The organism is Azospirillum sp. A23, from assembly GCF_042938965.1.
Lineage (GTDB): Bacteria > Pseudomonadota > Alphaproteobacteria > Azospirillales > Azospirillaceae > Azospirillum > Azospirillum melinis.
The window spans coordinates 177,909-189,526 of the sequence record NZ_CP170669.1 but is presented as its reverse complement, the minus strand read 5'-3'; the positions used below and the strand labels follow the sequence as shown (position 1 = coordinate 189,526).

Here is an 11,618-nt window from a genome sequence, read left to right as displayed (position 1 = left end):
CAATCTCATTGACGGACAAGCGGCAAATTCCTAGTTGTTGGGCACATATAACCTTATGTAATGGAACGAGAGTTGCGCCAGGTTCCCCCGCTCAATCCGCTCCACGTCTTCGAATGCGCGGCACGGCACGGCAGCTTCACAAAGGCGGCGGAGGAGTTGAGCGTCACCCAGCCGGCGGTCAGCCGGCAGGTCGCCCTGCTGGAGGATTACCTGGGGGTCCGGCTGTTCCACCGCGAGACCCGCGGCCTGACCCTGACCAGCGAGGGCAAGCGCTACGCGGCGCAGATCGCACCGGCCTTCCGCTGCATCGCGGAGGCGACGTCCGAACTGGTGTCCGCCCGTGCCGCCGCTCCCCTGAAGCTGCAGGTCTATGCGACCTTCATGGCGAAATGGCTGATGCGGCGCCTTCCGCAGTTGCAGACCAACCACCCCGATCTGCGGCTGCGCACCCGGACGGCGGTGGCGCCGGTCGATTTCGCCCGCGACAACGTCGACGCGGCGATCCAGCTCGGCACCGGCGACTGGCAGGGCATGGACTCGGTCTTCCTGTTTTCCGACGAAATCCTGCCGGTGTGCAGCCCCACCCTGCTGGCCGGCGGCCCGCCGGTGAAAGCGCCGGCCGATCTTCTGCGCTACCCGCTGCTGCATTCCCACTACCGGCGGCGGGACTGGTCCGACTGGCTGGAGGCGGCCGGCGTGACGATGGCGGAGACGCAGGAGCCGCTGATGTTCCCCAGTTCGCTGCTGACCTATCAGGCCGCCCTGGACGGGCTGGGCATCGCCATGGGCCAACCCGCCATGCTGGAAACCGAACTGCGCAGCGGCAGCCTGGTCTGTCCGATCGACCGGCCCCTGCGCCGCGACCTCGGCTATTATTTCGTGGTGCCGCCCAACCACCAGGACCGCGCCCGCATCGCGAAGGTGCGCAACTGGCTGCTGGAGCAGGTGGCGGCCGGCTGAGGCGCGGCAACGGTCCATTACCACAGGTTATGCGCCGGCAAGTTTATGTCAGTTGCCGCTTTCCAATGGACTTCCGATAGTCGGGGACACGGCCGGCCCATCCATCGCTGCCGCGACCGGCCACCATCCTCCTGCCCAACCCATCCTCCTGCCCAACAATGTGCCCGTCCTGCTCCATCGGCGGCGGGTAGCGGAAGGCCAACTCCATGACCGAAGCATTCCTGTGCGACGCCGTGCGCACGCCGATTGGGCGTTACGCCGGCGCGCTGGCGCCGGTGCGCGTCGACGATCTCGCCGCCATTCCCCTGCGGGCCTTGCTCGACCGCAACCCGTCGCTCGATCCGTCGGCAATCGACGACGTGATCCTGGGCTGCGCGAACCAGGCGGGAGAGGACAACCGCAACATCGCACGCATGGCGGTCCTGCTGGCCGGTCTGCCCGAAACGGTGCCCGGCACCACGGTGAACCGCCTGTGCGGGTCGGGGCTCGACGCCATCGCGCTCGCGGCGCGCGGCGTGCGCGCGGGCGAACAATCCCTGCTCCTGGCCGGCGGGGCGGAGAGCATGTCGCGCGCGCCCTTCGTGATGGGCAAGGCCGACGGCGCCTTCTCCCGCGCGATGCGGCTGGAGGACACCACGATGGGCTGGCGCTTCGTCAACCCGCGCCTGAAGGCGTCACACGGCGTGGACACCATGCCGGAAACCGCCGAGACGGTGGCGGAGCGGTATGGCATCGCCCGCGAGGACCAGGACGCCTTCGCCCTGCGCTCGCAACAGCGGGCCGGCGCCGCCCAGCGCAGCGGACGCTTCGCCCGGGAGATCGTCGCCGTGCCGGTCGCCGGCCGCAAGGAGGCGATCACCGAGGTGACGGCCGACGAGCATCCGCGGTCCGACACCACGCTCGACCAGCTTGCGGCGCTGAAGCCGGTGGTGCGACCCGGCGGCACCGTGACCGCCGGCAACGCGTCCGGCATCAACGACGGCGCGGCGGCGCTGATCGTCGCCGGAGAGGCGGCGGCCCGGCGTCACGGCCTGACGCCGCGTGCCCGCATCGTCGGCGCGGCGGTGGCCGGCGTCGAGCCGCGCGCGATGGGGATCGGACCGGTCCCGGCGGTTCGCCGCCTGCTCGACCGCACAGGCGTGCCGCTCGACCGCATCGACGTGATCGAGTTGAACGAAGCGTTCGCCGCACAGGGCCTTGCCTGTCTACGGGAGCTTGGACTGGCGGATGACGATCCGCGGGTCAACCCCAACGGCGGCGCCATCGCGCTTGGCCATCCGCTGGGGATGTCCGGTGCCCGGCTGGCCACCACCGCACTGATCGAACTGGAGCTGCGCGGCGGCCGATACGCCCTGTGCACCATGTGCATCGGCGTCGGCCAGGGCATCGCTATGCTGCTGGAACGGGTGTGAGGGGCATTTCCCCCAAGCGAAAGGGCGGCCTTCCGATGGAGGCCGCCCTTATGCTTTGAACGGTTGCTGCGCGATCAGAGCGCCTGCTGCAGCTCCGGCACGGCCTTGAAGAGGTCCGCGACGAGGCCGTAATCGGCGACCTGGAAGATGGGCGCTTCCTCATCCTTGTTGATCGCGACGATGACCTTGCTGTCCTTCATGCCGGCCAGATGCTGGATCGCACCCGAGATGCCGACGGCGATGTACAGCTCCGGCGCCACGATCTTGCCGGTTTGCCCGACCTGATAGTCGTTCGGCACGAACCCCGCGTCCACGGCGGCGCGCGACGCACCGACCGCGGCGCCCAGCTTGTCGGCCAGGGCCTCCAGCAGCGGGAAATTCTCGCCCGACTGCATGCCGCGCCCGCCCGACACCACCACGCGGGCGGATGTGAGTTCCGGACGCTCCGACTTGGTCAGCTCGGCCGAGACGAAGCTCGACAGCCCGGCGGCGCCGGCGCCCGACACGCTCTCGACGGCGGCCGAACCGCCTTCGGATGCTGCGGTCTCGAAGGCGGTGGTGCGGACGGTGATCACCTTGACCGCATCGGCCGACTGCACGGTGGCAATCGCGTTGCCGGCGTAGATCGGCCGCTCGAACGTGTCGGCGGAGACCACGGCGGTGATGTCGGAGATGGCGGCGACGTCCAGCAATGCTGCGACGCGCGGCAGGAGGTTCTTGCCGACCGAGGTGGCGCCGGCCAGGACATGGCCGTAGCCGCCTTTGGTGATGGACACCACCAGCGGGGCGACGTCTTCCGGCAGCTGATGCTCGTAGGCGGCATCGTCGGCCAGCAGCACCTTGGCGACGCCGGCCACCTTCGATGCTGCATCGGCAGCAGCCTGCGCGCCCTTGCCGGCGACCAGGATATGGACATCGCCCCCAATTCCGTTGGCGATCTTGCTGGCGGCGGTGACGGCGTTCAGCGTGGCGGGCTTCAGCGAGGCGCCGTCGTGGTCGGCGATGACGAGAATGTTGGCCATGGTCAGTTCATTCCCCTCAGATCACGCGGGCTTCGGTCTTGAGCTTGTCGACCAGGGTGGCGACGTCCGGCACCTTGATGCCGGCCTGACGCTTCGGCGGCTCGGCGACCTTCACCGTCTTCAGACGCGGCGTGACGTCGACGCCGAGGCTGTCCGGCGTGATGGTCTCCAGCGGCTTCTTCTTCGCCTTCATGATGTTGGGCAGCGAGGCATAGCGCGGCTCGTTCAGGCGCAAATCGGCGGTGACCACCGCCGGCAGCTTGAGATTCACCGTCTCCAGCCCGCCGTCGATCTCGCGGGTCACCGCGACCGTGCCGTCACCGGCGGCGATCTTCGAGGCGAAGGTGCCCTGGCCCCAGCCGAGCAGGGCGGCCAGCATCTGGCCGGTCTGGTTGCAGTCGTCGTCGATGGCCTGCTTGCCGAGGATGACGAGGCCGGGGTCCTCCTTCCCGACCAGCGCCTTGAGGACCTTGGCGACGGCCAGCGGTTCGGTCGTCACGTCGGTCTGCACCAGGATGGCGCGGTCGGCGCCCATGGCCAGCGCCGTGCGCAGCGTCTCCTGGGCCTGGGTCGGGCCGACGGACACCACCACGATCTCGGTCGCCTTGCCGGCTTCCTTGCACCGCACGGCTTCTTCGACGGCGATCTCGTCGAAGGGGTTCATGCTCATCTTCACGTTGGCGGTCTCGACGCCGCTGCCATCCGCCTTGACGCGGATCTTCACGTTGTAGTCGACGACCCGCTTTACGGGGACGAGGATTTTCATGGATCGTATCCTTATGCGGCTCTGATGTCGGCGAGGAAGCGGTCGATCTCCCGATGGAGGAACATCAGCGATTCCCCTTTCCGGGCAGACGGTGCAGCAACTCGCCGACGATGCCGCGACGGAAGAGCAGGACGCAGACGACGAAGATGCAGCCGATGACGACCGGCACCGGCAGGCTGGTCGCGGCGAGGTAGCTTTCCAGCGTCACCACCAATGCGGCGCCGACCACCGGCCCGAACAAAGTGCCCATGCCGCCCAAGAGCGTCATCAGCACCACCTCGCCCGACATCTGCCACGTCACGTCGGTCAGGCTGGCGAGTTGGAACACCAGCGCCTTGGTACCACCGGCAAGCCCTGCCAGAGAGGCCGACAGCACGAAGGCCACCAGCTTGTAGCGGTCGGTGCGGTAGCCGAGCGACACCGCGCGCGGCTCGTTCTCGCGGATCGCCTTCAGCACCTGACCGAAGGGCGAATGCACCGTGCGCCAGATCAGGGCGAAGCCGGCGACGAAGATCGCCAGTACGGTGTAGTACATGGTCAGCGGCTGGTTGAGGTCGAACAGCCCGAACAGGGTGCCGCGCGGCACGCCCTGGATGCCGTCCTCGCCGTGGGTGAAGGGCAGCTGCAACGCCAGGAAGAACACCATCTGGCTCAGCGCCAGGGTGATCATGGCGAAATAGATGCCCTGACGGCGGATGGCGATCAGCCCGAAGACCAGACCCATCAGGCCGGCGACCGCGGTGGCGGCGATCAGCCCGAACTCCGGCGCCCAGCCCCATTCCTTCACCACATGCGCGGCGATGTAGGCGGCCCCGCCGAAGAAGGCGGCATGGCCGAAGCTCAAGAGGCCGGCGAAGCCGATCAGCAGGTTGAAGGCGCAGGCGAACAGCGCAAAGCACAGCACCTTCATCAGAAAGACGGGATAGAGCGCATAGGGCGCCAGGACTGCCAGCAGCAGCCCGGCTCCGGCCAGCAGGATCTTCGGCGAGCCCCCATACATGACGATACCTTCGTGCAGTGTGTCCCTGGTTTGCATGGTCATGGCTTATCTCTCCCGTCCGAACAGGCCGGCCGGCTTCACCATCAGCACCACGGCCATGATCACGAACACGACGATGTTGGAGGCCTCCGGGTAGAAGACCTTGGCCAGCCCCTCCAGCAGCCCCAGCCCGAGCCCGGTGACGATGGCGCCGAGGATCGAGCCCATGCCGCCGATCACCACCACCGCGAACACCACGATGATCAGGTTCGACCCCATCAGCGGCGACACCTGATAGATCGGCGCCGCCAGCACCCCGGCCAGACCGGCCAGCGCCACGCCGAAACCGTAGGTCAGCGACACCATCACCGGCACGTTGATGCCGAAGGCCTGCACCAGCGTCGGGTTCTCCGTCGCCGCCCGCAGATAGGCGCCAAGCTTCGTCCGCTCGATGGCGAACCAGGTGCCCAGGCACACCAGCAGCGACGCCACCACCACCCAGCCCCGGTAGGTCGGCAGATACATGAAGCCCAGGTTGGTGCCACCCTTCAGCAGCTCGGGGATCGGATAGGGCTGCCCCGACACGCCATACTGGTGGCGGAAGGCGCCCTCGAAGATCAGCGCCAGCCCGAAGGTCAGCAGCAGCCCATAGAGATGGTCGACCTTGTAGAGCCGGCGCAGCATGGTGCGCTCCAGCACCAGCCCGACCCCCCCGACCGCCAGCGGCGCCAGCACCAGCGCCCCCCAATAACCGACGCCGAGGTAGGTCAGCAGCAGCCACGCCACGAAGGCGCCGACCATGTACAAGGCGCCATGCGCCATGTTAACGACATTGAGCATCCCGAAGATCACCGCCAGCCCCAGGCTGAGCAGCGCATAGAAGGAGCCGTTGATCAGGCCGAGCAGAAGCTGGCCGAACAGGGCTTGCGGCGGAATGCCGAACAGGTGCGACATCGGACGGTCCTCTCCCGCTCACACGCCGAGATAGGTGTGCAGCTTGTCCATGTTGGCGTGGAGCCGGTCGTTGGGGATCATGTCCACCACATGGCCTTCCTCCATCACGTAATGACGGTCGGCGATGGTGGCGGCGAAGCGGAAGTTCTGCTCCACCAGCACGATGGTGAAGCCGCGCTGTTTCAGGGCGCGCACCGCGACGCCGATCTGCTCGATGATGACCGGGGCGAGACCCTCGGTCGGCTCGTCCAGCAGGATCAGGGTGGCGCCGGTGCGCAGGATGCGGGCGATGGCCAGCATCTGCTGCTCGCCGCCCGACAGACGCGTGCCCTGCGTCGAGCCGCGGCCCTTCAGGTTGGGGAACAGGTCGTGGATCTGCGGGACCGTCATCCCGCCCTCCTTGACCACCGGCGGCAGCGTCAGGTTCTCGTCCACGCTGAGGCTCGAGAAGATGCCGCGTTCCTCCGGCACATAGCCGATGCCAAGCCGCGGGATTTTGTGCTGGGCCATGCCGATCAGCTCGGTGCCCTGGAAGCGGATCGAGCCGGTGCGCTTGCCCATGATGCCCATGATGGCGCGCATGGTGGAGGTCTTGCCGGCGCCGTTGCGGCCCAGCAGCGTCACCACCTCGCCCTGCCGCACCTCCAGGCTGACACCGTGCAGCACATGGCTCTCGCCATAGAAGCCGTGCAGGTCGGCGATCTCCAGCATGGCCGTCTTGGTGTTCATCCCGTCAGGCATGTCCGGTCCCCCCCGTGCCCATATATGCTTCCATCACCTGCGGGTTCTTGGAGACGACCTCGTAGGGTCCCTCCGCCAGGATCTCGCCGCGGCGGAGCACGGTGATGGTGTCCGACAGGTGGGCGACGACCGACAGATTGTGCTCCACCATCAGCACGGTGCGGTCGGCGGCGACGCGCTTGATCAGCGCCGCGGTGCCCTCGATGTCCTCATGGCCCATGCCGGCCAGCGGCTCGTCGAGCAGCATCACCTCCGGGTCGAGCGCCAGGGTGGTGGCGATCTCCAGCGCGCGCTTGCGGCCATAGGGCAGCTCGGCCGCCAGATGGCTGGCCCAGGGGGTGAGGTTGACCGCCTCGATCAGTTCCAGCGCCCGGTCGTGCAGGTCGTGGAGCGACGATTCGGATTTCCAGAAATGGAAGCTGGTGCCGAGCGGCCGTTGCAGCGCCACGCGGACATTCTCCAGCACGCTCAGATGCGGGAAGACGGCCGAGATTCGGAAGGAGCGGACCAGCCCCTTGCATGCGATGTCGGCCGGCTTGGTGCGGGTGATGTCGCGGCCCTTGTAGAGGATCTGGCCGCGCGTGGGGGTGAGGAACTTGGTCAGCAGGTTGAACACCGTGCTCTTGCCGGCGCCGTTCGGGCCGATCAGCGCGTGGATGGTGCCGCGGCGAACCTGAAGATTCACATCCCGAACCGCCACGAACCCCTTGAACTCCTTCGTCAGTCCGCGCGCTTCCAGGATGATGTCGTCGGTGGGTCCGGTGGTCATTCCTGTCCTCTTCCGGTCTTGGGTCGGCCGTCCGGCAGCGGACCGACATAGCGTGACGCCGGTCGCAACATGCGTCCGGTCCGTTCCTGTTCACGCACATGCGCCGCCCATCCGGCCGCGCGGCTGGCGGCAAAGAGGGGTGTGAAGCCGGCGCGCGGCACACCGAGCGCTTCCAGCAGCAGGGCGGCGTAAAATTCCACATTGGTGTGCAGGGTCCGCTCGGGACGGCGCGCCGCCATCACCGAAAGAACCGTCCGCTCGACGGCTTCGGCAAAGGCAAGCCGCCCCTCCGGTGCCCGGCCCGCGCCGGACCGCTGGAGCGCCAGGAGGCTGTCCTTCATGATGTCGGCGCGAGGATCGCGGATGTGGTAGGCCCGCGATCCGAAGCCCATCAGCCGCTCCCCCCGGTCGAGCGCCGCCGACACCCAGCCTTCCGCGTGATCCGCCTCGCCGATGGCGTCCAGCATGTCGAGGACCAACCCCGGCGCACCGCCATGCAGCGGCCCTTCCAGCGCGCCCAGCGCCGCCAGCGCGGCAGCCGACAGACCGCCCCCGGTCGAGGCGACCACGCGGGCGGTGAAGGTCGAGGCGTTCACGCCATGATCGACCATCGCGACCAGATAACGGTCCAGCGCCCGCGTCTCAGCCTCGCCGGCGGCGGCATCATGGATCATGCGCAGCAGATCGGCGGCATGCGGCAAGGAGCGATCCGGCGCCACCGGGGCCTGTCTACGAACCAGCCGGATGGCCGAAGCGGCGGCAACGGCGGCGCCCGCCACCAGCATCGGCGGCGTCATCGCGGCCCCAGGCAGCGAGGCCAGCAGGAAGCGCTGACACTCGATTACGGTGAGATCGGACGGCATCGCCGCGAAGCGGGGAGAGAACCGCGCAAAGGCGTCGCATCTCGCCACAGCCAGAGCATCCAGGCTCATCCGTGCCGGGATCTCCGCATCCCACAGGATCGCCACGACCTCTTCATAGGAGCGGGCGATCAGATCGGGCAGTCGATGCCCACGCATCACCATCTCACCCGTCGCCGGGTCGCCCCCGCTCAGGCTGGTTTCGGCGGCCGATATCCGCTCCATCGTCATGCTGTCCGGTAAGGGGTGGAAGGCGCCGCTGCCGGGAGTGATGCGGCGAACTCGGTGCGAATCCTAAGCAATCAGCCCTCCGGCTCAACTTCATATATGTAAGCGGGGCATTACCATCGGTTATGCATCGTCCGGTGCGAAGCCCTGTGGGCGACGCCTACATCTTCTTGACCAGAGGGCAGTCGCTTTCCGACAGCGGCCGGAAGGCACGGTCGGCGGGAACGCTGCGGACCAGCTTGTAATAGTCCCAGGGCGACTTGGACTCGGCCAGGGTCTTGACCTGGAAGAGATACATGTCGCGCAGCACCCGGCCGTCCTCGCGCACCGTGCCGTTCTTCGTCATGAAGTCGTTCACCGGCGTTTCCTTCATCGTCTTCATGACGGTGGGAGCGGCGTCGGTTCCGGCGGCCTTGATCGCCTTCAGGTAATGGCTGACCGCGCCGTAGACGCCGGCCTGGTAGAAGGTTGGCATCGCCTTGCGCTTCTCGAAGAAGCGTTTGGAGAAGGCGCGCGTCCCGTCGTCCATGTCCCAGTAGAAGGGCGTCGTCAGCATGATGCCCTGGGTCGCCGGCAGGCCCAGCGCGTGGACCTCGCTGATGGCGAGCAGCAGCGCCACGATGTTCTTGCCCGACTGGCCGAGCCCGAATTCCGCCGCCTGCTTGATGGCGTTCTGGGTGTCGGCCCCGGCGGTGGCGAGCGCCACGACCTTGGCCGGCGACGCCTGGGCCTGGAGCAGGAAGGAGGAGAAGTCGGCATTGTTCGCCGGCATCCTGACACTTCCCACCACCTTGCCCTTCTGGCTTTCGACGACGGCGCCGGTGTCACGCTCCAGCGCGTGGCCGAAGGCATAGTCGGAGGTCAGGAAGTACCAGCTGTCGAAACCTGAGGCCACCACCGCTTCGCCGGTCACATGGGCCAGCGCATAGGTGTCGTAGGTCCAGTGGATGCCATTCGGCGTGCAGGCCTTGCCGGTCAGGTCGGAGCTGGCCGGCGAGGAGAAGATGGCGACGCGGTTCTTCTCCCTGGTGATCTGCTGCACCGCCAGCGCCACGGCGGAGTTCGGCACGTCCATGATGGCGTCGACCTGATCGACGTCGTACCAGCGCCGCGCCGTCGAGGCGCCGACGTCGGCCTTGTTCTGGTGGTCGGCGAAGATCAGCTCGACGGGCGTGCCGTTGACGGCGCCGCCGAAATCCTCCACCGCCATCTGGGCCGCGGTGATCGACCCCTGCCCGGTGCTGTCGGACAGCTGGCCCGACAGATCGGTCAGGATGCCGATCTTGATCTTGCCGTCACTGTAGGCGGAACTTTGCGCGAGCGCCGGCTGCGACAGGCTGTGGGCGAACAGGCAGGCGGCGACAGCCGCCGTTACGGCGTAACGGTTCATCAGTTCCTCCCTAGGGCTTTTTATCGATGGTCGGCTTTGTGGATGGTCAGCCGGCGTTCCCGGATGCCGCCGCATGCTGGGCGGCCAGACGGCCGAACACCGCGCCGCGCAGGACCGAGGTCGAGCCGGTATAGACCTGGTGATAGAGGCCGACCGTCTCGCCCGCCGCATAGAGTCCCGGCATCGGCCGGCCGTTGCCGTCCAGCACGCGGGCATCGGCATCCACCTTCAATCCGCCGAAGGTGAAGCAATTGGCCGAGACGATGGGGAAGGCGCGGAACGGACCCTTGGTCAGCGGGCGCGCCCAGTTGGTCTTGGCCGGGGACAGGCCCGTGGTCGCCAGACCGTCCACCCGCGTCGGGTCGAAACGGGTCGCGTCGGCGGGGCAGGCGGCGTTGTAGGCGGCGACCGTCGCCAGCGCGGCGTCCAGCGGCAGGCCCAGCTTTTCGACCAGCGCTTCGAGCGTCGGCGCCTCGATGGCCGGCACGTCGCTGCGGATGCTGGTACGCCAGCGCGGAATGTCCTCCACCTGATCGTCGAACAGCACATAGGCGATCCCGTCGGGCTGATCGGCGACGATGCGGGTGATGTGGTCGTAGGTGGCGTCGGCGGTGCCCGGAGCCTCGTCGAGGAAGCGTTCGCCGCGCTTGTTGACCAGCACGCCATAGGGCCAGATGAAGATCACCGCTTCCGGCTGGCGGGACCGCGGGTCGACCGGTTCGGCATGATAGGATCCGAAATCGCCGGCCGCCGCCGCCCCGGCGTCGAGCGCCATGCGGATGCCCTCGCCACGATTGTAGTAGCTGCCGCGCGCCACCGGCCGCACATGTTTGGCGCGCTGGCCCATGTAGCGGGTCATCATCTCCGGGTTGCCCTGATAGCCGCCCGACGCCAGGATCGTCGACCGGCCGCGGATGGCGACGCGCAGCCCGTCCGTCCCGGTGGCATAAACGCCGCCGATGCGGCCCCGGTCGTCGCGCAGCAGGTCGAGCGCCGTGGTGCGGTAGAGCACGCGGGCGCCCAGCGCCTTCGCCTCCGCCATCAGGCGTTCGATCAGGGCGAGACCGCCGCCCTGCGCCGCGATGCGCTGGGTGTTCTGGGTCAGCAGATAGATCGGCTGCGGCTCGAACCGCAGGCCGAAGCCCTTCAGCCAGGCGATGGTCGGCGGCACCCGCTCGGCGAAGCGGGAGATCACTTCCGGATCGGGGAAGGGGTGGGCCTTCACATAGTCCGGCCAATGCTCGTACGGTTCGGCGGCGGCGGCCAGCACGTTGGGGTCGATGTTCAGCCCCGCATTGGCGGCGAAATGCTCCTCGAAATCGTCGGAGATCTCCGAATCGTTCTTCATCCGCATATAGGCTTCGGTCCAGCGCGAATTGCCGCCGAAATCCTCCTCGGGCGCCCGCTCCAGCAGGGTGACCGACAGGCCGGCCTGCAGCGCCGTCACCGCCGCCGAAAGCCCGGCGATGCCGCAGCCGACGATGACCAGATCGCTGATGGGGTGCTCAGACATCCGTGTTTCCTCCGTCATTTCTTT

The 11,618-nt window shown here is 67.7% G+C and carries 11 protein-coding genes; 2 read left to right on the top strand and 9 right to left on the bottom strand.

All coding sequences use genetic code 11. From position 1 onward, the window contains the following. The first annotated feature begins 72 nt into the window (after nucleotides 1-72). Together gcvA and pcaF are read left to right on the top strand one after the other, a co-directional pair. Nucleotides 73-960, top strand: a complete 888-nt coding sequence (gene gcvA, locus ABNQ40_RS33560; RefSeq protein ID WP_158285562.1) for a transcriptional regulator GcvA — start codon at nucleotides 73-75, stop codon at nucleotides 958-960. A 206-nt stretch (nucleotides 961-1,166) separates the two neighbouring features. Then, the gene (gene pcaF, locus ABNQ40_RS33555) at nucleotides 1,167-2,372 is read left to right on the top strand and encodes a 3-oxoadipyl-CoA thiolase (RefSeq protein ID WP_109049256.1); all 1,206 of its coding nucleotides are present in this window, start codon (nucleotides 1,167-1,169) and stop codon (nucleotides 2,370-2,372) included. A gap of 74 nt (nucleotides 2,373-2,446) precedes the next feature. Here the strand turns inward: pcaF and ABNQ40_RS33550 are convergent, their stop codons facing one another. The 9 genes from ABNQ40_RS33550 to ABNQ40_RS33510 form a co-directional block, all read right to left on the bottom strand. After that, entirely contained in the window at nucleotides 2,447-3,394 is a 948-nt protein-coding gene (locus tag ABNQ40_RS33550; RefSeq protein ID WP_391349315.1) for an electron transfer flavoprotein subunit alpha/FixB family protein, read from the bottom strand. A 16-nt stretch (nucleotides 3,395-3,410) separates the two neighbouring features. Further along, nucleotides 3,411-4,160 (bottom strand): electron transfer flavoprotein subunit beta/FixA family protein, encoded by a 750-nt coding sequence (locus ABNQ40_RS33545; protein WP_391349314.1) that lies wholly within the window; start codon nucleotides 4,158-4,160, stop codon nucleotides 3,411-3,413. A 64-nt stretch (nucleotides 4,161-4,224) separates the two neighbouring features. Further along, nucleotides 4,225-5,196, bottom strand: a complete 972-nt coding sequence (locus ABNQ40_RS33540; RefSeq protein ID WP_391349441.1) for a branched-chain amino acid ABC transporter permease — start codon at nucleotides 5,194-5,196, stop codon at nucleotides 4,225-4,227. 9 nt (nucleotides 5,197-5,205) lie between these two features. After that, a complete protein-coding gene (locus tag ABNQ40_RS33535; RefSeq protein WP_391349313.1) occupies nucleotides 5,206-6,093 on the bottom strand; it encodes a branched-chain amino acid ABC transporter permease in 888 nt (295 codons plus the stop codon). Between the two features lie 18 nt (nucleotides 6,094-6,111). Then, nucleotides 6,112-6,834, bottom strand: coding sequence for an ABC transporter ATP-binding protein (locus tag ABNQ40_RS33530; RefSeq protein WP_391349310.1), 723 nt, complete (start codon nucleotides 6,832-6,834; stop codon nucleotides 6,112-6,114). After that, on the bottom strand, nucleotides 6,827-7,603 hold the full coding sequence (locus ABNQ40_RS33525; RefSeq protein WP_391349308.1) for an ABC transporter ATP-binding protein: 777 nt from the start codon (nucleotides 7,601-7,603) through the stop codon (nucleotides 6,827-6,829). Before ABNQ40_RS33525 ends, ABNQ40_RS33530 begins: the two co-directional genes overlap by 8 nt. After that, nucleotides 7,600-8,688, bottom strand: coding sequence for a citrate synthase (locus ABNQ40_RS33520; protein WP_199235193.1), 1,089 nt, complete (start codon nucleotides 8,686-8,688; stop codon nucleotides 7,600-7,602). The genes ABNQ40_RS33525 and ABNQ40_RS33520 overlap by 4 nt, the downstream gene beginning before the upstream one ends. 163 nt (nucleotides 8,689-8,851) lie before the next feature. Continuing rightward, nucleotides 8,852-10,081: an ABC transporter substrate-binding protein gene (locus ABNQ40_RS33515; protein ID WP_109047120.1), complete on the bottom strand. Its 1,230-nt coding sequence runs from the start codon at nucleotides 10,079-10,081 to the stop codon at nucleotides 8,852-8,854. 46 nt (nucleotides 10,082-10,127) lie between these two features. Then, nucleotides 10,128-11,594: an FAD-dependent oxidoreductase gene (locus ABNQ40_RS33510; protein WP_391349306.1), complete on the bottom strand. Its 1,467-nt coding sequence runs from the start codon at nucleotides 11,592-11,594 to the stop codon at nucleotides 10,128-10,130. Between the last annotated feature and the right edge of the window lie 24 nt (nucleotides 11,595-11,618).

Coding starts and splice junctions, on each gene's coding strand:
- pcaF (WP_109049256.1), top strand. CDS start 1,167: ATGACCGAAGCATTCCTGTGCGACGCCGTGCGCACGCCGATTGGGCGT.
- ABNQ40_RS33550 (WP_391349315.1), bottom strand. CDS start 3,394: ATGGCCAACATTCTCGTCATCGCCGACCACGACGGCGCCTCGCTGAAG.
- ABNQ40_RS33545 (WP_391349314.1), bottom strand. CDS start 4,160: ATGAAAATCCTCGTCCCCGTAAAGCGGGTCGTCGACTACAACGTGAAG.
- ABNQ40_RS33540 (WP_391349441.1), bottom strand. CDS start 5,196: ATGCAAACCAGGGACACACTGCACGAAGGTATCGTCATGTATGGGGGC.
- ABNQ40_RS33535 (WP_391349313.1), bottom strand. CDS start 6,093: ATGTCGCACCTGTTCGGCATTCCGCCGCAAGCCCTGTTCGGCCAGCTT.
- ABNQ40_RS33530 (WP_391349310.1), bottom strand. CDS start 6,834: ATGCCTGACGGGATGAACACCAAGACGGCCATGCTGGAGATCGCCGAC.
- ABNQ40_RS33525 (WP_391349308.1), bottom strand. CDS start 7,603: ATGACCACCGGACCCACCGACGACATCATCCTGGAAGCGCGCGGACTG.
- ABNQ40_RS33520 (WP_199235193.1), bottom strand. CDS start 8,688: ATGGAGCGGATATCGGCCGCCGAAACCAGCCTGAGCGGGGGCGACCCG.
- ABNQ40_RS33515 (WP_109047120.1), bottom strand. CDS start 10,081: ATGAACCGTTACGCCGTAACGGCGGCTGTCGCCGCCTGCCTGTTCGCC.
- ABNQ40_RS33510 (WP_391349306.1), bottom strand. CDS start 11,594: ATGTCTGAGCACCCCATCAGCGATCTGGTCATCGTCGGCTGCGGCATC.